This window comes from Burkholderia sp. HI2761, assembly GCF_002223355.1.
In the GTDB taxonomy this organism is placed as follows: domain Bacteria; phylum Pseudomonadota; class Gammaproteobacteria; order Burkholderiales; family Burkholderiaceae; genus Burkholderia.
Genome location: NZ_NKFN01000004.1, coordinates 899,265 through 917,441, shown reverse-complemented (window position 1 = coordinate 917,441; position 18,177 = coordinate 899,265). Strand labels below are relative to the sequence as shown.

15 protein-coding genes are annotated in these 18,177 nt (G+C 71.0%); 5 read left to right on the top strand and 10 right to left on the bottom strand.

Translation table 11 applies throughout. The features are described 5' to 3' along the window. Window positions 1–168, bottom strand: a complete 168-nt coding sequence (locus tag CFB46_RS10910) for a DUF1427 family protein (protein ID WP_034185414.1) — start codon at window positions 166–168, stop codon at window positions 1–3. 98 nt (window positions 169–266) lie between these two features. Between CFB46_RS10910 and CFB46_RS10905 the strand changes: the two genes are divergently transcribed. Then, window positions 267–1,190: a LysR family transcriptional regulator gene (locus CFB46_RS10905; RefSeq protein ID WP_027784184.1), complete on the top strand. Its 924-nt coding sequence runs from the start codon at window positions 267–269 to the stop codon at window positions 1,188–1,190. 70 nt (window positions 1,191–1,260) lie between these two features. Here CFB46_RS10905 and CFB46_RS10900 read toward each other — a convergent pair whose 3' ends face one another. Continuing rightward, window positions 1,261–1,947: a hydrolase gene (locus tag CFB46_RS10900; protein ID WP_027784183.1), complete on the bottom strand. Its 687-nt coding sequence runs from the start codon at window positions 1,945–1,947 to the stop codon at window positions 1,261–1,263. Between the two features lie 278 nt (window positions 1,948–2,225). On the opposite strand from CFB46_RS10900, the gene CFB46_RS10895 reads away from it, so the two are divergent. Genes CFB46_RS10895 through CFB46_RS10880 form a run of 4 tightly spaced genes read left to right on the top strand, consistent with a single transcriptional unit; the run spans window position 2,226 to window position 5,449 of the window. Further along, window positions 2,226–2,486, top strand: coding sequence for a XapX domain-containing protein (locus CFB46_RS10895; protein WP_027784182.1), 261 nt, complete (start codon window positions 2,226–2,228; stop codon window positions 2,484–2,486). Window positions 2,487–2,511: 25 nt separating this feature from the next. Continuing rightward, window positions 2,512–4,092: a cation:proton antiporter gene (locus CFB46_RS10890; protein WP_027784181.1), complete on the top strand. Its 1,581-nt coding sequence runs from the start codon at window positions 2,512–2,514 to the stop codon at window positions 4,090–4,092. A gap of 47 nt (window positions 4,093–4,139) precedes the next feature. After that, entirely contained in the window at window positions 4,140–4,532 is a 393-nt protein-coding gene (locus tag CFB46_RS10885) for an OsmC family protein (protein ID WP_027784180.1), read from the top strand. A gap of 32 nt (window positions 4,533–4,564) precedes the next feature. Next, on the top strand, window positions 4,565–5,449 hold the full coding sequence (locus CFB46_RS10880) for a pirin family protein (RefSeq protein ID WP_027784179.1): 885 nt from the start codon (window positions 4,565–4,567) through the stop codon (window positions 5,447–5,449). A 55-nt stretch (window positions 5,450–5,504) separates the two neighbouring features. On the opposite strand, the gene CFB46_RS10875 is transcribed toward CFB46_RS10880, so the two are convergent. The 8 genes from CFB46_RS10875 to bcsZ form a co-directional block, all read right to left on the bottom strand. Beyond that, a complete protein-coding gene (locus tag CFB46_RS10875; RefSeq protein WP_027784178.1) occupies window positions 5,505–5,702 on the bottom strand; it encodes a hypothetical protein in 198 nt (65 codons plus the stop codon). Beyond that, window positions 5,684–7,240: a cellulose biosynthesis protein BcsG gene (gene bcsG / locus CFB46_RS10870; RefSeq protein WP_027784177.1), complete on the bottom strand. Its 1,557-nt coding sequence runs from the start codon at window positions 7,238–7,240 to the stop codon at window positions 5,684–5,686. The genes CFB46_RS10875 and bcsG overlap by 19 nt, the downstream gene beginning before the upstream one ends. A gap of 27 nt (window positions 7,241–7,267) precedes the next feature. Then, window positions 7,268–9,805 (bottom strand): UDP-forming cellulose synthase catalytic subunit, encoded by a 2,538-nt coding sequence (gene bcsA, locus CFB46_RS10865; RefSeq protein ID WP_089500392.1) that lies wholly within the window; start codon window positions 9,803–9,805, stop codon window positions 7,268–7,270. Continuing rightward, a complete protein-coding gene (gene bcsQ, locus CFB46_RS10860; protein ID WP_027784175.1) occupies window positions 9,802–10,581 on the bottom strand; it encodes a cellulose biosynthesis protein BcsQ in 780 nt (259 codons plus the stop codon). Before bcsQ ends, bcsA begins: the two co-directional genes overlap by 4 nt. Continuing rightward, window positions 10,578–10,823 carry a hypothetical protein gene (locus tag CFB46_RS10855; protein WP_027784174.1) on the bottom strand — a complete coding sequence of 82 codons (246 nt, stop codon included), beginning with the start codon at window positions 10,821–10,823 and terminating at the stop codon, window positions 10,578–10,580. Before CFB46_RS10855 ends, bcsQ begins: the two co-directional genes overlap by 4 nt. Continuing rightward, complete coding sequence (gene bcsE / locus CFB46_RS10850; RefSeq protein ID WP_089499978.1) at window positions 10,820–12,781, bottom strand: cellulose biosynthesis protein BcsE; 1,962 nt, start codon at window positions 12,779–12,781, stop codon at window positions 10,820–10,822. The genes CFB46_RS10855 and bcsE overlap by 4 nt, the downstream gene beginning before the upstream one ends. Before the next feature lie 294 nt (window positions 12,782–13,075). Continuing rightward, window positions 13,076–16,960, bottom strand: coding sequence for a cellulose synthase subunit BcsC-related outer membrane protein (locus CFB46_RS10845; protein WP_027784173.1), 3,885 nt, complete (start codon window positions 16,958–16,960; stop codon window positions 13,076–13,078). Continuing rightward, a complete protein-coding gene (gene bcsZ, locus CFB46_RS10840; protein ID WP_027784172.1) occupies window positions 16,945–18,174 on the bottom strand; it encodes a cellulose synthase complex periplasmic endoglucanase BcsZ in 1,230 nt (409 codons plus the stop codon). The genes CFB46_RS10845 and bcsZ overlap by 16 nt, the downstream gene beginning before the upstream one ends. Window positions 18,175–18,177: the final 3 nt, after the last annotated feature.

Sequence of the window (18,177 nt, the reverse complement as noted above, 5' to 3'; positions counted from 1 at the left end):
TCAGAAGCCGAGCCAGTGACGAACCGGCGCGATGGCCTGGGCGCCGACCAGCATGCCGGCGAGGCCCACCAGCGCGATCAGCGGCGGCGCCGGCGAACGCACCCTGATCACGCTGTACACGACGCCGATCAGCATACCGGCGCCCAATGAAAGTAAATAAGATTCCATAACGTTTTTTCTCCCGGCCGGATTAGAATCAACCGCATCGCGAGGCCGCGTGCGCGGCGCATCGCACCCGTTTCGCTTCCCTGCCATCCCGTCCGACCATGCAACACCTTCCTGATCTCGAAGCCTGGGCCATCTTCGCGCGCGTCGCCGAGACGGGTTCGTTCGCGAAAGCCGCCGAGCTGCTCGGCGTATCGCAACCCACCGTGTCGAAAGCGATCGCGCGCCTCGAAAAGCGCCTCGGCGCGATGCTGCTGTACCGCACGTCGCGCAAGCTGTCGCTCACGCCGACCGGCGAACTCTTGCGCGACCGCGCGATCCGCCTGCTCGCCGATGCGGAGCTGATCGAAAACGAAGCGACCGCGCAGGCGCTCGAACCGCACGGCCTCGTGCGCGTGAATGCGCCGATGTCGTTCGGGGTGCACCATCTGTCGCCGGTGCTGCCCACGTTTCTCGAGCGCTATCCGCGCGTCGACATCGATCTCGTGCTCACCGATCACCTCGTCGACATCGTGTCGGGCGGCTTCGACGTCGCGATCCGCATCGCCGAGCTGAGCGATTCGACGCTGCGCTCGCGCCGCCTCTGCGCGGTGCGCCGGCCGCTCGTCGCGTCGCCCGCGTATCTCGACCGGCGCGGCCGCCCGATGCATCCGCGCGACATCGAACAGCACGTGTGCCTCACGTACACGAACCTGCCCACGCCCGAGCACTGGCGCTTCCGTCATTCGGCGTCGGGCGACGAAGTCGGCGTATCCGTACACGGGCGCATCCGCACCAATAACGCGGACGTGATCCTCCCCGCGCTCGTCGGCGGTCACGGTCTGGCGCTGCAACCCGAGTTCCTCGTCTGGGACGCGATGCAGCGCGGCGAGCTCGAGGAAGTGATGAGCGACTGGAAGATCGCGGACATCAACGTGAATCTCGTTACGCCGCCCGGCATGCTGCGCGCCGCGCGCGTGACGGTGCTGCTCGACTTCCTCGCGGAACACTTCGCGCGCGCGCCCTGGGCGCTGCCCGTGGCCTGAACGCGCCATGGTCGATGGCGCACGACCGCCGCATCCCGCGCGGCGATCGCGGCCAACGGCCCGTTACCCGTTACTTCGCCGGCACGGCCGGGATCGACTCGTGCGGCGTCGCGGTACGCTGCGGTGCCTTGTGGACCATCGTGTACGCGTAGTCGACGCCCATCCCGTATGCGCCCGAATGCTCCTTCGCGATCGCCATCACCGCGTCGTACGAGTCGCGGCGCGCCCAGTCGCGCTGCCATTCGAGCAGCACCTGTTGCCACGTGACCGGCACCACGCCGGCCTGCACCATGCGCTGCATCGCGAAATCGTGCGCGGCCTGCGACGTGCCGCCCGATGCGTCGGCGACCATGTAGATCTCGTAGTCGCCTTCCAGCATCGCGCACAACGCGAACGTCGTATTGCAGACTTCGGTCCACAGGCCCGACACGACCACCTTCTTGCGGCTGTTCGCGGCGAGCGCGTCGCGCACCTTCTGGTCGTCCCACGAATTCATCGACGTGCGCTCGAGCGTCTTCTGGTTCGGGAACACGTCGAGCAGCTCGGGATAGGTATGGCCCGAGAAGCTCTCGCTTTCGACCGTCGTGATCGTGGTCGGGATGTTGAAGACCTTCGCGGCCTTCGCGAGCCCGACGACGTTGTTCTTCAGCGTCTGGCGATCGATCGACTGCACGCCGAACGCCATCTGCGGCTGCTGGTCGATGAAGATCAACTGGCTGTTCTGCGGCGTCAGTACTTCAAGCTTCGGGTTGCTCATGGCGGATGGAGTCCTGTGAACGAAAAAAGGCGGGCCTGCCTCGACCGTGAAAACGGGAGGAGCCCGGAATGCGTCGGCGCCGGAGATCGTCATCCGGGCCCGAGTATTTAAGCCGCAAACGCGCGGCGCGAACACCCAAGAAACGGAATCGATCCGATTCCCGGATGGATGCCCGTTCGGAGCCGCCCGCCCTTTTTTTCTTCACGCAAACCCGATACGCTTTCAAGACTTTGACGGTGCCGTTCCGGCGCCGCTCGGCCATCACGAGGCGCACCACCATGAAACCGTATGTCTTGTCGCTGCTCGCCGGCATCCTCGCCGGCGTCATTTACGGCGCGCTCGGCCTGAATTCGCCCGCGCCGCCGATCATCGCGCTCGCCGGCCTGCTCGGCATGCTGGCCGGCGAACAGATCCTGCCGGTCGCGCGCCGCATGCTGTCCGGCCATCGGCTGAACACCGCATGGCGCGACGCGCGGTGCAGCCAGCACATGTTCGGCGCGCTGCCGGGCGGCGCCGCCAACGACCGCAAGCCTTCGTGATCCACCCCGTCGCCCCCGGCCGCGCATGACCAACGTCGAGCTGTTCCATTACCTGCTGCTGTTGATCTGCGGCGCGGGCGCCCTCACGTGGCTCGCCGAGCGGATCTCGATTCCGCCGGCCGTCGTCCTGCTGCTCGGCGGCTGCGTGGTCGCCGTCGCCGGCAAGCGCGTGCCCGACATGGACCCGGCGCTGCTGCTCGCGGCCGTGCTGCCGCCGCTCCTGATGTCGAGCGGCTTCTACACCGCCTGGAAGGAATTCCGGCAGGAGCTCGCGTCGATCGCATCGCTCGCGCTCGGGGCCGTGGCGTTCACGACCGTCGCGGTCGCGCTCGCCGTGCATGCGGCGAATCCGGCGCTGCCGTGGGCCGCGTGCTTCACGCTCGGCGCGATCGTGTCGCCGCCCGACGCGGTCGCCGCGAAGGCGATCCTGCAGCGCCACCCGCTACCCGCGCGGCTCGTCGCGGTGCTCGAAGGCGAAAGCCTCGTCAACGATGCGTCGGGCCTGCTGCTGTACCAGATGGCCGTATCGGCCGCGCTCGCCGTGTCGATCACGGCGGCGAGCGCCACCGGCATGTTCTTTTCGCTCACGCTGATCGGCATCGCGGTCGGCCTCGCGTGCGGCCATGCGATGTGCTGGGTGCTGCAACGTCTGCGCGAGCCGATGCTCGGCATCGTCGTGACCTTCGCGATGGCATGGGGCAGCTACGGGATCGCGGAGGCCGTCGACGGCTCGGGCGTGCTGTCGGTCGTCACCTGCGGCCTCGTGCTCGGCGTGCGCCAGCATCGCGTGTTCGACGCCGACATGCGGATCAAGGCGAAGGCGACGTGGGAAGCGATCGTGTTCGTGCTCGACGCGCTCGTGTTCATCCTGATCGGCCTTGCGCTGCACGCGATCCTCGCGCGCGTGAACCACGAAGGCGCGGTGCTGATGGCCGGCCTGCGGGTCGCGCTGCCGGCGACGGCCGCCGCGATCGGTGCACGCGTGGTGTGGGTGTTCGTCGCGATGTGGCTGCCAGGCCGCCTGCGCGCCCGGCGTGCGGGCCACGCGCCATGGTCGTGGCGCGAGGCCATCGTACTCGGCTGGTCGGGCATGCGCGGCGTCGTGAGCCTCGCGGCCGCGATCGCGCTGCCTGCCGACTTCCCCGGCCGCGACCTGATCCTGTTCAGCACGTTCCTCCTGATCATCGCGACGCTCGTCGTGCAGGGCGGCACGCTCGCGCCGCTGATCCGCGTGCTGAAGCTGCGCCCGGCCGCGCGCCACACGATGTCCGAACACGCGGTGCGTGCGCACACGTTCGGCGCGGCGCTCGCCGAGCTCGATGCGCGCGAGCAGCGCGGCGCCAGCCTCGAACGTGCATCGCTCGACCGGCTGCTGACCGAATACCGCAACCGCGTCGCGTTCAACGAGCACGCGCACCGCGACGGAGCGGAGCCCGCTGGCGTGCGCGCGCGGATGCTGCGCGTCGAGCTCGAGCTGGTCGGCGTGTCGCGCGACGCGCTGCTCGACCTGCATCGCGACGGCAAGGTCGACGATGCGGTGCTGCACCGCATAGAATCGGAGCTCGATTTCGAGGAGCTGCGGCTGCAGCGCCTGCTGGAACCGTAACGCCCGGCCGCGCCGCCGGCCCGTCCCCTTTCTCACCTGGAACTTCAATGAGCGAACTGTCCGTCGAAGCGAGCATCGGCCCGCTCGATTATCTCGTCCACTTCAGCGATGGCGTCCACCAGTGGCGCGCCGACGAACCCGCGTCGCTCGGCGGCGGCGATGCCGCGCCGACGCCCGTCGCGCTGCTGCTGTCGAGTCTCGGCGCGTGCACCGCGATCACGCTGAAGATGTACGCGCAACGAAAAGGCTGGCCGCTCGACGAAGTGCACGTGAAGCTCGCGCACGAATCGGGCAGCGCGGGCAGCACGATCGTGCGCCGCATCACGCTCGACGGCGACCTCACCGACGAACAGCGCGAGCGCCTGCTGCAGATCGCGAATGCCTGCCCGGTGCACAAGATCCTCACGCATCCGATCGCGATCGACACGGCGATCGCCTGAGCACTTCCCGCCACCGTCACGAGATTCCCGTCATGTCCGCCTCGATCAAGACCCTGCTCACGCCGCGCGAAAGCGATATCGGCAACCTCGTCGTGCGGCGCGTGCTGCCGGCGCGCGCCGCGCGCCTCGTCGGTCCGTTCATCTTCTTCGACGAGATGGGGCCGGCCGTGTTGCCGCCCGGCCGCGGCATCGATGTGCTGCCGCATCCGCACATCGGGCTCGCGACCGTCACCTACCTGTTCGACGGCTCGCTGATGCATCACGACAGCCTCGGCTTCCGGCAGAAGATCGTGCCGGGCGACGTGAACTGGATGACGGCCGGCCGCGGCATCGTGCATTCGGAGCGCTCGCCCGACGAGGATCGGCCGCGCGAGCAGCCGGTGCACGGGATCCAGACCTGGGTCGCGCTGCCGGTCGAGCATGAAGACACCGCACCCGCGTTCGCTCACCACGCGGCCGACACGCTGCCGTCGTTCACGCGCGACGGCGTGACCGTGCGCGTGATCGCGGGCACCGCATTCGGGCTCGCGTCGCCGGTCGCCGTGTTCTCGCCGACGCTCTATGCGGTTGCCGAATTCGCGTCGGGCGGCCAGCTCGCGCTCGATGCGGAGCACGACGAGCGCGGCGTGTATCTCGTCGACGGCGACCTCACCGTCGACGGCACGCCGCTCGCGAGCGCGACGATGGCCGTGCTCGAACCGGGCGCGACCGTCGCGCTCGCGAGCGCGCACGGCGCACGCGTGATGTTGCTCGGCGGCGCACACCTGCCGGGCGAACGGTTCATCGAATGGAATTTCGTGTCGAGCGCGCGCGCGAAGATCGACGCGGCGCGTGCCGCGTGGGCCGATCAGACGTTCGGCAAGGTGCCGGGCGAAGAAAGCGAATGGACGCGCCAGCCGGAACGCAAGGCGCAATAAGCGGCGCGTCCCCACGAACCGACGACGGCCGGCAGCCATGCCGGCCGTCGTACGTTTACCGCTTCAACCCCATCAGCTTCGCGAGCGTCGGCCAGCGATCGAGCGACGCGTCGAACGCGCGGCGCGCCTGTTCGTCGACGTAGCGCTCGGGATCGAGCGCGGGCAGATGCCGCGCGAGGCCGATCACGTCGTTCGGTTGCGACAGGCGATCGTCGTCGCCTTCGCCGGCAATCGTTACTGTTCGTCGATCCATACGCCATCCGGAGTTTTCACCGCGTAACCCGCGGCCGTCTGCATCGTCACCGTGCCCTCGTTCTCGCCGATCATCCGCGTGCGCGGCAAATCGGCCGCGTATTGCGCGAGCGTCGTGCCCGGCTTGAACGGGCTGTTCGACACGAGGTTTGACAGCAATTGCGCGAGCGCGAGGAAGCTGGTCGGCTGCTCGATCACGGTCGTCGCGCCGTGATTGCCGGCGAAGCCGACGAGCCGCACGCCGACCGGCCCGTGCACGATGCGCGGCGCCGGAATTTCGCGCAGCCCCGCCACCTGGTTCTTGTCGCCGCGCAACGCGGCGCCGTGCTCGGGCACGAACACGATCACCGCGCGGCGGCCCGATTGCGCGATCAGGTCGGCGAGACGGTCGAAGTCGGTCATCAGCTTCGTCGCGCGCTGCGGATACGAATCGATGCTCGTCAGCGCGCTGCCGACGACGCGGTTGCCGTCGTGCAGGCTGATCGTGTTGTAGTACAGCGCGACCGGCCCCGGCACCGCCGCGCGCTGCGCGTACCAGTTCGCGAGCGTCGCATAGTCGTCCTTGATCGCCGAGCCGTCGAACGCGTGCATCGCGACCGGCGCGGCCGCGTTCGAGATCATCGGCGCATCGGCCACACCGATGTTGTCGTGGATCACCTGCAGGAAGTTGTCGAAATGGCCGTCGTGGTTCAGCAGCGACTGCACCGTGTAGCCGGCGCCCGCCAGTTGCGAGAACAGGTGGCACTGCTGCGGCGCGGGCTTGTACAGGTCCGCATGCGCTTCCTGCCCGCAGCTCGCGCGCAGCACGCGGATCGCGGCCGGGCCGCTGTAGCTCGCGGCCGTGCTGAAGTTCGTGAACAGGTAGTCGAAGTGGCTCAGCATCGGATGGTTGCGCACCTTCGCCGCATCGAGGTCGTCCCACGACAGCGAGCAGATGTGCAACACGATCACGTCGAACTGCGCGGCCGGATCATTGCCGAGATGGCCGAACGCGACCTGCCGCTGCGACTCCTGCGTGCGGAACGTCGCGAGCGCCGCATTGTGATCCTCGGGCTGGTCGACGCGGGTGGTGCCCGCGACGGTCGCCTGCGGCTGGGCCGGCGCGGCGACGCGCGCCATCAGCCCGCTGCCGGCCTGCCACAGCGGCATCACGACCAGCACGGCCACCACGAACGTCGCGACGCGCAGCCAGCGATTGACGATGAAATAGACGATCAGCACGCCGACGATCGTCAGCGCCAGCACGGGCGGCAACAGGCGCGGCAACAGCTCCATCCAGTAGTCGAGGCGGAACGTGCTGACCTCGCGCGCGGCCTCCGCGAGACGGGCGAGCGGCGGCGCATGCAGCTCGCGCGCGAGCAGCGGCACCGCGATCGCGATCGCCGCGACCTGCCGGACGATGCGCCATGCGCGCGACCGGAGCGGCGCGCTCGCCACCAGCGCCACCGCGAACGCGAGGTTCGCGAGCCAGAACGGCTGCAGGTGCCCGGTCGCGAACAGCGCGAACTTCAGGATGAAATACAGATTCCAGAACGTCATCTAACCCACTCCATGATGCGCGCCGCGTCAGTCGCGCGCGCGATCGAGTTTCGGCGCGAGCATGGCCTGCAGGCCGCGCGCCGCACCCTTCCACATCCGTACATAACCATCCAGCCCGATCCGCAGCACTTCCTTGAGCCCGCCGAGCGGCGTGTCGGGCCGCGCGCCTTCGTGCCAGTCGAGCCACGCATCCGCGCGGCCGAACGTGCATTGCACGAGCCGGCGCTCCTGCTCGAGCGTCAGTTCCTCGAAGCTCACGCCGACATGGGTCGGCGTCGCACGGGTCACGCGCACCGGGAACGGAAACGCGCGGTCGCCGCGCGTCACGCACACCGTCAGCGTGTCGCCGACGGCGAGCGGGAGCCCCGGCACCGCTTCGAGGCCGAGGCCACCGGTCGAGTAGTCGCTCGTGAAGCATGCGGCGGTCGAGCCGTCGGCGAGCAGCAGCATCGCCGGCACGCGCATCGCGATCCGGTGCGTGACACGCACCTGCTTCGTCTCGCGCGCGACGGCCAGCGCCGCGCCGAGCATCGCGAGGTTGTACACGGTCCAGCCGAGCGTGATCAGGATCGTCGATGCCTCGTCGCCCTGCTCGGCCACGAGCCGCCACAGGCCGGCGACGATCGCAAGCACGTTCAGCGCGAACAGGACGAGATACGGCTTCGACGTCGACCAGTCGACGTAGCCTTCGTCGATCTTGCCGCCCTTGTCGGTCACGTTGAACTTGCCGTGCTTCGGGCTGAAGAACGCGACGGTGGTCGGCAGCGCGATGTACCACGCGAGCACCGATTCGTAGACCTCGGCCCAGAACGAATGCCGGTAGCGCCCCTGCATCCGCGAATTCGCGATGTTCGCGAGCACGAGGTACGGGATCACATAGCTCGCGAGCGCGAGCGACGACGCGTTGATGAAGTACAGGTGGAAGAACAGGTACGCGAGCGGGATCGTCAGGAACACCAGCCGCGGAATCCCGTAGAAGAAATGCAGCATCGCGTTGCCGTAGCAGATCCGCTGGATCAGGCCGAGCCCGCGCCCGAGGAACGGGTTGTCGATGCGGAAGATCTGCGCCATCCCGCGCGCCCAGCGCGTGCGCTGCTTCACGTGGCCGGCAAGGCTTTCGGTCGCGAGGCCGGCCGCCTGCACGGTCGGCAGATACGCCGACGTATAGCCGCGCCGATGCAGCTTGAGCGCCGTATGCGCGTCCTCGGTCACGGTTTCGACCGCGACGCCGCCGACCTCCTCGAGCGCGCTGCGCTTGAGCACCGCGCACGATCCGCAGAAGAACGTCGCGTTCCACAGGTCGTTGCCCGACTGCACGAGGCCGTAGAACAGGTTGCCCTCGTTCGGCACCTCGCGGAACGTGCCGAGATTGCGCTCGAACGGATCGGGCGAGAAGAAATGGTGCGGCGTCTGCACGAGCGCGCACTTCGGGTCGCGCAGGAACACGCCCATCGTCGTCTGCAGGAACGAGCGGGTCGGCACGTGATCGCAGTCGAAGATCGCGATGTACTCGCCGTGCGTCTTCGGCAGCGCGCGGTTGATGTTGCCGGCCTTCGCGTGGCGGTTGTCGTCGCGCGTCAGGTAGTCGATGCCGGCCTCGGCCGCGAATGCCGCGAACTCCGGACGCCGGCCGTCGTCGAGCAGGTACACGCGCAGCTTCGCGCTCGGCCAGTCGATGCTCTGCGCGGCGAACACCGTCGGCTTCACGACCGACAGCGGTTCGTTGTAGGTGGGGATATAAATGTCGACGGTCGGCCAGGTGTCCGGATCGTCGGGCAGCGGCACGATCGGCCGGTCGAGCGGCCACGCGGTCTGCACGAAGCCGAGCAGCAGGATCATCCACGTATAGGCTTCGGCGCCGTACAGCAGGTAGCCGGCGACGGCTTCGACCGGGCTGCGGAAGTCGAGCGTCTGGGTCGTGCGCCACCATACGTAGCGCACGGTCGCCAGCAGCGCGAGCGACGCGAGCGCGAGGGTCGGCAGGTGGCCGGGCAGCCGGCGCAGCGCGAGTGCGAGCACCGCGACGATCGCGAAGAACGCGAACTGCGCGCCGGGCATCAGCGGCGACATCCCGGCCGCGGCCCACAGCACCGCGCCGGCCACGAGCAGCAGCGGCGCGAGCCAGCGGCGCCGGCCGACGCCGTTCGCGCGCGCATCGAGCCAGCCGCCCCAGCGCGTCCACGGCAGACGCGCGAGCATCGCGTCGATGCGCCGGCCGACCGCGCGCAAGGCGACGTAGACGGGCACCACCAACGTGTCGAACCACGCGAGCGGATCGCGCGCGGGACGGCCGTCGGCCACGCGCGGCGCGCGCACGATCGCGCGCCACAGCCACTCGCGCACACTGAGCGGTTGCAGCACGCCCCAGTCTTGTGCGAGCCGCAGGAACGCGACGCGCACCCAGCGGCGCACATGATCGGGCCGGCCGGGCGGCGGTGCGTGGAAGAACAGCCGCACGAGCCAGTCCACCCGCGTGCGTTCCGCCGGCAGCCCGATGCCGCGCGCGCACCAGTCGGCCGCTCGACGGCCGAACCCGCGCAGTCGCGACGCGAACGCGGCCTTCATCGCGCCGCTCCGGTACGGCCCGCGACGGCCGCCGTCAGCCACGCATCGACCCAGTTCGCGACGCCGTTCAGGTCGTGCGACGCCTGCGAATACGGTGCATCGTCGAAAATCCAGCTGCCGCGCGCGAGCGCTTCGGGCACCGCCGCGTCGACGTGGATGCGCTGTTCGAGCATCGATCCCGGGCCCGCGACCGCGCGCAGCATCGCCAGCGCATCGCGCTGCATGTCGCGCGCCGGGTTCAGCCGGTTCACGACGATCTGCAGTTCGCCACGGCCGGCCCGCAACGCGCCGAGCCGCGCGGCCGTCGCCGCGCAGGCGACCGGCTCCGGCGGCACGACGACGAGCGTCAGGTCCGCGCACCGGATCGCCTGCCCGGCCTGCGGCGACGGATAGCGGGCGGTGTCGACGAGCACGACGCCGTCGGCCGGCAGCGCGATCTCGTCGAGCGCGCGCGACAGCCAGGTCGGATCGGCCACGAGCCGCGCATCGCACGCGGCGGCCCCGGCCGCATCGACCTGCCCGTACGGCACGAACAGCACGCCGTCGGCGTTGCGCCACGTGTGCGCGTGCCACGGTTCGGCGCCGCCCAGCAGGCCGTGCGCGAGACCGTGTTCGGCCAGCGTATCGAGGCCGAGCGTCGCACCCATCAGGTTCTGTGCATCGAATTCGACGGCGACGACCGGCCGGCCGCGGCGCGCGAGTAGCACCGCGAGCGCGGCGGCGAGTGTCGTGCGGCCCGCGCCGCCCGTCGTCGAAGTAACGGCGATCGTCTTCATCGTGCCGCCTTGCCGTCGCGCTTGCCGCGTTTGTTGCCTTCGTCGCCTGCGTTGCCGCCGGCGCCCGGCAGCAGGCGGCCGCGCAGCACGACCGGCACGAGTTCGCACGGCACCGCGTCGCGTCGGTCGATGCCGCGCGGTGCGTGGAAGCCGCGGCCGACGCCGAGGTGCTGCGCGACGACCCACACCGGCACCGCAATCGCGATACCGACGATGAAGCCGATGACGAGTTCGACGATCATGCGTCCTCCTGCTTGCGCAGCGGCATCGCGCTACGGACGGCGCCGCGCGCACGCGCGGCGGGAATGACGGGGTCCGGCGCCGCGGCGTCGACGGCGGCGGGCGCGGGCGCCTGCGGCGCGCCGATCGCGTCGAGCGCGACTACGGTATCGATCGCATCGATCGCGTCGCTCACCTCGCCCGCGTCGGGCAACGCCGCGCCGGGAGTGGCGCGCGCGGCGCCCGGCGGCTGCGTCGCCGCGAACAGGTCGCTGTAGTCGGCGATCGGCGCGCGCCGGTTCTCGGCCTTCAGTGCGTCGAGTTCGGTGTCGATGCTGCCCTGCCCGAGGCATACGACGCGGTCGGACAGCGTATCGACCGGCACGTCGAAGATCCGCGCGAGCGCGTCGTCGGCGTCGACCGGCTCGCAGGCGAACAGGAACACGAACAGGTGTCCGGCATCGGCCGTCACGACGTCGCCCGCGCGGCGCGGCCGGCAGTGCCGCAGCGCGTCGACGTGCGACACGCCCGGCAACAGCGTGAGCTTCGCGAGCGTATGCGGCAGCGCGAGCACCGCGCCGCGGTCGAGCACCGCGCGAATCCGCTGGCAGAACGCGCCGACCGGCAGATAGCCGAGCACCGAATCGCCGAGCGCGGCCGCGAGCGCCGCGCGGTAGTCGGCCGCGACGGGCCGCGCGTAAAGCTGGCCGTGCAGCGCGTGCACGGCGGCCTGCATCCGCGAGACGGGCAGATCGCGCGCGACGACCCGGTTCGCGCCGACGCTCAGCACGAGCACCTCGAACTGCTGGCGCAGCACCTCGCCGCGCTCGACGACCGCGATCTTCAGCGCGCCGCCGCACTGCCGGCGCAGCGCGTGCACGTCCGCGCACAGCGCTTCGAGCTGCGCATGCGAGCGGAACACGAGCACCGCGGTCGCTGCCTGCGCGTTGGCGCACGCGGCGACGACGGCCGCGTTGTCGTCGACGATTTCCCAGCCGTCCGGCACGCGGCTCGCGCCGTCGAGCACCGCGCGGCTGACCACCACGCGATCCTCGTCGCTCGCGAGCTTCATCCGACGCGCCGGTTCGGTCGCGCCGCCCTCGACGCTCGCCGACAGCCGGCCGCCCGGTGCGAAGCGCAGCGGCCGCACCTCGCCGGCCGCGAGCGTGTCGCCCGCGCGCCAGAAATCGACGACCCACAGCAGCTCGCCGTGCGTGCGCTGCAACTGCGCGACGCCCGAGCAGATACCGTGGAAGCCGCTGCGCGGCGTGCGATCCGCATCGCGCACGAGCGGCGCATCGTCGGCGCGTGCGTCGCCGTCCGCGCGGGACGCTTCGGGGTCGAGCAGCAGCACGAGCGCGATCCGGCGCGTGCGGCACCAGTCGGCCAGCGCGTGCGCTTCATCCGCGAGCGCGACCGGATCGTCCCAGCTGAACCAGCGCTGTGCGCCTTCGACGAAATACAGCGAACGCGCATGCAGCCCGTAGCGCTTCATCGCGCGCAACCCGCCGGTCAGCCGCGCGAACGGGCCCGGCGCCGCGCGGCCCGGCGCGTTGCCGGCCGCGTCGGCGTCGGCGTCGGCACCGTCGCCGGCCGGGCCGGCCGCCGCCGGCATCGCCAGCACGTTCAGGTTGCGCGGCCAGCCGGCCGGCTGCGCGCCGCCCGCGAAACCGAGCGATGCCATCTGCGCGGCGACGCGTGCCGGATCGCGTGCCAACACGATCGTGACGTCGCGCGTGCGCGCCTGGCGCGCGCTTTCCCACACGAGCGCATCGCATGCGGGCGTGCCGCCGGCCGCGTAGATCGCGTAAAGGCCGCCGGCTTCCAGTTGCGTCCAGGTATCGGGCAGGCCGTCGATCGCGAGCCGGCCCGATGCGCCGGCGCGGCCACCCGCCGGCGCCATGCGCAGCAGCGCACGCAGGCGGTCGGCGAGGCCGGTAGCGCCGGGCGCGGAGCGGGTGGCATCGAATTCCGTATTCACGGCGTTCCCCTAGGGTCTGTTTCCATATGGAACGTGCATGCGTTGCCACGAGAACGGCCGCTCGCGAGGCGCGTGACGCCGCGAATACTGATGTATTCGCAAGGAGCGCAACGCGGCGAGCGGCCGTTCTCGTGGCAACCCCTGATTAAGAAATTCATGTCACGGGAATGCCCGAAATCGCCCGTAGGGCGGCGTCGCTCGTCGCTTGTTTGGCACGGCCAAACGGCGCTCCTCACTTCTTGCCCTACGGGCGATTTCGGGCATTCGCATGTACGTTCCATATGGAAACAGACCCTAGTAATCCGAATAAAGCCGCACGGGCGTCGGCGTCACGAGCCAGCTGCGCGGCGCGCGCGCATCGAACGCATAGCGCAGGTACACGAGCGCCGAGCTCGGCGCATAGTCGTGCGACCGGTCGATGTGCAACTGCGCGCCGACGCTCAGGTGCGGGTTCACGCGATACTCGACGATGCCGTTCACGCCGTACGAGAACGACACGCCGCGCGTCGAGCTGCCCGCGTACACGAACCCGGCCGCCACCTGCGCGGCCCGCCGGTCGGAGAACGTCGGATAAAACAGCGAATCCTTCTCGTAGCTGTTCGAGATCCCGCCCGTGACGGTCAGGTCCCACGACAGCGCATCGTGCCGCCCCGCCCATTCGATCGGCACGCCGAGCGACAGATAGCGCTGCGGGCTGTAGTAACCGCCCTGCCCGTACGTGTAGTAGCGCAGGTTCTGCGCGTAGTGCCACGCATTGCCGACGAGCCCCGTGCTGACCTTCATCGTCGCGCGCTCGTACACGGGCACCGTGAAGCCGGTGCGCAGCGTGACTTCCGCATTGCGTTCGACGTTGCGGCCGGACAGCACGCCCGCGCCGAGTTCCGCGAACAGGTTCGTGCGGCCGACGTCGACCGACGCGCGCAGGTTCACGCCGTCGCGGCGCACGCCGCCCCACACCGCGCCCGTCCACGGGTCGCGCATCCCCGCGTACGACAGCACGCTGCTCGTTTCCGGCCGCCGCGACGCATTCACGGAGAAGCTCGCGGGGCCCGCGTCGAAGCGATAGCGCACGCCGCCGACGAGATAGTGCACCGGGAAGCCGAGCGGCGACGTGCCGAGATCGACACGCCACGCATCCGACAGATAGCCGGCGCCGAGCGCGACGCCGGTTGTCGACTGGTGCAGCGAGCCCGGCGGATTCGCGAGCAGCGCGGCGGCCTGGGGGCTCGTTTGTGCCCTGAGCGCCGCATAGGTGCCGAACGTCTTCAGCGAATACGCGTCCGGATCGCTCGTGTCGAGCGTGCCCGGGTCGAGATGCACGGTGTCGATCTGCGCGAACACGTGCCCGTCGTAGCGGACCGGCATCTGCATGTAGATCGGCACCTGCTGCGCGCGATACGACGAGATGCCTTCGTCGCCCGACTTGTATGCGGGAATCCAGCCGGCCTCGATCTCGGGATTGCGCCGCTGTTCGAGTTCCGCAAACGCGGCCTGCGCGGGCGTCAGCCCGTCGCGGCCCGGCCTCACGCCGGTCGCGCTTTCCTGTGACCGCGACAGCCGGTACAGCGACGCCGCATCGTCGTAGCGGCCCTGCGCCTCGGCCACGCGCGCGGCCGCGACCGTCACGTCGGCGCGTGCCGGATACGCGGCCTGCAGCCGGTCGGTCACCTGCGCGGCGTCGTCCGGGCGGCGCAGCGCGTTCAGGCGGCGCACGGCCGACAGCTGCGTGTCGACGTCGTCGTCCGGCGTGCGCGCCAGCACGGCCAGCACGCGCGTGCGTGCGGCGGTACGGTTGCCGCTGTCCTCGTCGATTCGTGCGAGCGCGAGCTGCGTATCGGCGTCGTCCGGCGTGCGCGCCACGACCGGCGCGAGCGCATCGCGTGCGGCACCGTAATGACCCTGCGCGCGTTCGAGATCAGCGAGTTCGAGCGCATAACGCTTGTCCGCGCGGCCGACCGGGCTTGCGCGATCGAGCAGCACGCGCGCCCGTGCATAGTCCTGTTGCGCGATCGCGTCGTCGGTCTGCCGCAGCACGAGCCGCAGCGACTGGTCCTCGAGCCGCGCCGTCTGCGCGGGCGTCAGCGCCGGGTCGCGGCGCAGCGCGTCGAGCCACGCGGCGAGCGCCTCGTCGCGCCCGGCGCTGCCGAGCAGATCGCCGTAGCGCAGCCGCACGTCCGCGTCGGCTTCGCGCGGATGCGCGGCGATCCAGTCGCGCAGCGGCGCGACGCCGCGCTCGGGTTCGCCCGCGTCGATCCACTGCGCGCCGATCGCGGCGAGCATGTCGGGATCGTCCGGCGCGCTCGCCTGCGCGTGCGCGAGCGTGGCGGCGAATGCCGCGCGGTCGCCGCCGGCGTATGCGCCGCGCGCGTCGGCCAGCGCGCTTTCGGCATCGAGCTTGCGCGCCAGCGCGCGCATGCCTTCCGAACGGCGCGCATCGTCGACCGGCGCCAGCGCGGCCTGCGCGCCCGCGACATCGTCGAGCGAGTTGCGGTACAGCGCGCTCGCGTAGCGCATCTCGGGCGTGTCGCTCCGTGCGAGCCCGTCGTCCATCACCGTGCGGCCGAGCTGCGGCAGCCCCATGTCGCGATAGAGGCGCGCGAGCGCGAAGCGCGTCCACGGCGCGTCGGGCGCCGCGCGCACGGCCGCCTCGTAGCGTTGCGCGGCCGGCCCGCGTGCGCCCTTGTCGGCCAGCGCGCGCGCCTCGTTCGCGAGCAGGTCGCCGCGCAGGCCGTCTAGCACGCGGCGATCGTCGGAGCCCGTCACGCGCCCTTGCAGCGCGTCGAGCAGCGGGCCGATCCGGTCCGCGCGGCCGGTGTTTTCATACAGCGTGGCCGTGTCGCGCACGGCCGACAGGCTCGGCGAGCGCGCGGCCAGCAAGCCGCGCAGCAACGGTTCCGCCTGGGCCCAGTCGCGCTGCGCGAGCAGCGCATCGGCGAGCTGCAGCTTCGCGTCCGGGTTGTCCGGCTGCATCGCGAGCGCCGCACGCGCGGCGCGTTCGGCATCCCGCGCGCGTCCCGCACTGGCCGCTTCGCGGCCTTGGGCGAGCAGCCCCCAGAACTGCGCGGTACGCGCGAGGCCTTGCCATTTGCCGCGCTGGTCGGTCGCACGCGTCGCGGCCCGCGCGAACAGCGCGCGCGCTTCGTCGTGCCGCCCTTCGCGCAGACGCAGCAGGCCGAGCCCGCCCAGCGCATCGGCGTCGTCCGAGCGAGCGCGCGCGGCGCGCGCGAGCAGCGGATCGGCGGCGGCCAGATCGCCGCGCGCGAGCGCCTGCAACCCGCGCTGCTGCGCGATGTAGTCGGGATCGCGTTCGAGTCGGCGCTGTGCATCGCGCTGCTGATCGAGGCCGGCGGCGCGATCGCGGAATTCGGTGTCGTCCGGCGCGAGCGCGAGATAGGCATGCAGCGCATCGAGATACGCGGGATCGTTGCCGGCCGACTGCAGCACGCGCCGCCACAGCGCCATCGCTTCCGTATGGTCCGCGTCGGCGCGCTTCGCGAGCGACGATGCGATCCGGTTCGCTTCCGCGCGCGTGTCGTCGCGCTGGTTCAACAGCCGCGCGAGCGCGACCGCTGCGCTCGTGTCCCGCGGATCGGCGGCGACCGCGCGGCGCAGCGCGGCGATCGCCGGCTCGCGGCCGCCCGGCGCATTCGACACGATCTGGTAATACTCGGCGCCGAGCGCGCCCGCCGGCGCTCCGTTCGGAAACAGCGCGACGATCCGCCGGGCCGCCTCGTCGGCGCGGCCGCTGCGCGCGAGCAGCCGGATCTGCGCCATCTCGCCGCGCCCGCTCGTCGCGACGCGGTATTCGTCGGCCACCTGCCGCGTGACAGGCGCATTCGGCGACTGCGCCTGCAGCCGCGTCAGCGAGGCCTGCGCGCCTTTCGCGTCGCCGAGCCGCAGCAGCACGCGCACCTGTTCGGCCAGCAGCTCGGGATCGCCCGGCGCGATCAGCAGGCCCTTGCGCAGCGCATCGCGCGCGAGATCGTCGCGATGCTTGATGCCCCACATCCGCGCGGTGTCGAGCTCGCGCCGCGCATCGGCCGCGGCCGAGGTCGCCGGTGTCGCGGCGCTCGCCATCGCCGCGCCCGAGGCAACGCTCGGCGCCGCCGCGCACACCGACGACGCGAGCCATGCGAATCCCGCGACGTGGGGCGCGGCGCACTTCAGCGGGCGGCGCACGAACGGCCTCCCCAGCGGGTGTCGAGCGTGCCGTCCGCGCCGAACCGGTAGCGGCCGTCGCGCCAGCCGAGGCCGAACAGCGTCAGCACGCTCGTGTAATAGCCGGGTGCCGACTGGCGCGCGAGCGTGTCGACGCGGGCCGCCTGCGCATCGGCGAGCGCATGCTGGCCGCGTGCGTCGAGAAACGGCACGGCCGCCGCGGAGAATCCGCCGTTGCCGTCGTTCGGCCCCGCGACGCCCGTCGTCGTATCGACCCGCTCCGGCGGCGCGCCATGCGCGGCGATATGGTCGGCGAACGGCGCGAAGCGCGCGAGCAGCGGCGCGGCGAGCGGATCGGCGCGGTCCAGCATGCCGGCCCACAAGTACACGCGGATCGCGTTGTACGCGCTCTCCGCATGCGTGTCCGGATCGGGCCCGAAACCGTTGCCCGCGCGATACAACGCCCAGTCGGGCGAGAAGCCCTTCGGCGCGGTGTCGAGCAGCACGCGCCCGGTGCTGGATGCCAGCGCCGCCCAGCGACGGTCGTCGGGCAGCCGCGCGCCGAGCGCGCGAATCACCTGCGGCGGCGAATAGCTGGGATTCACGCGCCATTGGCCGTTCGCCAGCTTGAACCCGGTCGGCCCCGGCAGCAGCGTGAGGCCCAAGCCCGGGACGGTCGCCGTCTCGGTGTCGAGCACGCGCTTCGCGAGCAGCGCGCCGCGCGCCGTATAGCTGCGCTCGTGCCACAGCCGCCCGGCCTCGACGAGCGCATACGCGATCCACAGGTCGGCGTCCGACGCCGCGTTCGCGTCGAGCACGCGCCACGCGCCGTCGGGCGCGCGGCCCCACAGCCACGCCGGCAGATGCGCGCTCAGGTCGCCCTGCGCGAGGTTGTTCTCGGTCCATGCGAGGATCGTGTCGAACATGCGCCGGTCGTTCGCGACCAGCGCGAAGAAAAGTCCATACGCCTGCCCCTCCGATACCGTGCGCGAATCGGCCGAGCCGACGTCGATCACGCGGCCGTCGGCCGAGATGAAATCGCGCTTGAACGCATCCCAGCGCGGCCACGCCGCGCTGCATCCCGCGCCCGCCGCATCGGCTGCGCTGGCCCCTGCGGCGTGCGCGCGCGTGGCCATGCCGGCCGCCGCGCACGTCACCGCAACCGCCAGCGCGAGCATCGCGCCGACACGCCGCGCCGGCTGCGTTGCCCGTCGCTTCGTCATTGCCCGCGTCATCCG

What these genes read in the sequence shown, in the direction of transcription:
- CFB46_RS10855 (WP_027784174.1), bottom strand. Translation starts at nt 10,823, where the DNA reads ATGATCGTCGAACTCGTCATCGGCTTCATCGTCGGTATCGCGATTGCG.
- CFB46_RS10880 (WP_027784179.1), top strand. Translation starts at nt 4,565, where the DNA reads ATGTCCGCCTCGATCAAGACCCTGCTCACGCCGCGCGAAAGCGATATC.
- bcsZ (WP_027784172.1), bottom strand. Translation starts at nt 18,174, where the DNA reads ATGACGCGGGCAATGACGAAGCGACGGGCAACGCAGCCGGCGCGGCGT.
- CFB46_RS10885 (WP_027784180.1), top strand. Translation starts at nt 4,140, where the DNA reads ATGAGCGAACTGTCCGTCGAAGCGAGCATCGGCCCGCTCGATTATCTC.
- CFB46_RS10875 (WP_027784178.1), bottom strand. Translation starts at nt 5,702, where the DNA reads ATGGATCGACGAACAGTAACGATTGCCGGCGAAGGCGACGACGATCGC.
- CFB46_RS10905 (WP_027784184.1), top strand. Translation starts at nt 267, where the DNA reads ATGCAACACCTTCCTGATCTCGAAGCCTGGGCCATCTTCGCGCGCGTC.
- bcsA (WP_089500392.1), bottom strand. Translation starts at nt 9,805, where the DNA reads ATGAAGGCCGCGTTCGCGTCGCGACTGCGCGGGTTCGGCCGTCGAGCG.
- bcsG (WP_027784177.1), bottom strand. Translation starts at nt 7,240, where the DNA reads ATGACGTTCTGGAATCTGTATTTCATCCTGAAGTTCGCGCTGTTCGCG.
- CFB46_RS10895 (WP_027784182.1), top strand. Translation starts at nt 2,226, where the DNA reads ATGAAACCGTATGTCTTGTCGCTGCTCGCCGGCATCCTCGCCGGCGTC.
- CFB46_RS10900 (WP_027784183.1), bottom strand. Translation starts at nt 1,947, where the DNA reads ATGAGCAACCCGAAGCTTGAAGTACTGACGCCGCAGAACAGCCAGTTG.
- CFB46_RS10890 (WP_027784181.1), top strand. Translation starts at nt 2,512, where the DNA reads ATGACCAACGTCGAGCTGTTCCATTACCTGCTGCTGTTGATCTGCGGC.
- CFB46_RS10910 (WP_034185414.1), bottom strand. Translation starts at nt 168, where the DNA reads ATGGAATCTTATTTACTTTCATTGGGCGCCGGTATGCTGATCGGCGTC.
- bcsQ (WP_027784175.1), bottom strand. Translation starts at nt 10,581, where the DNA reads ATGAAGACGATCGCCGTTACTTCGACGACGGGCGGCGCGGGCCGCACG.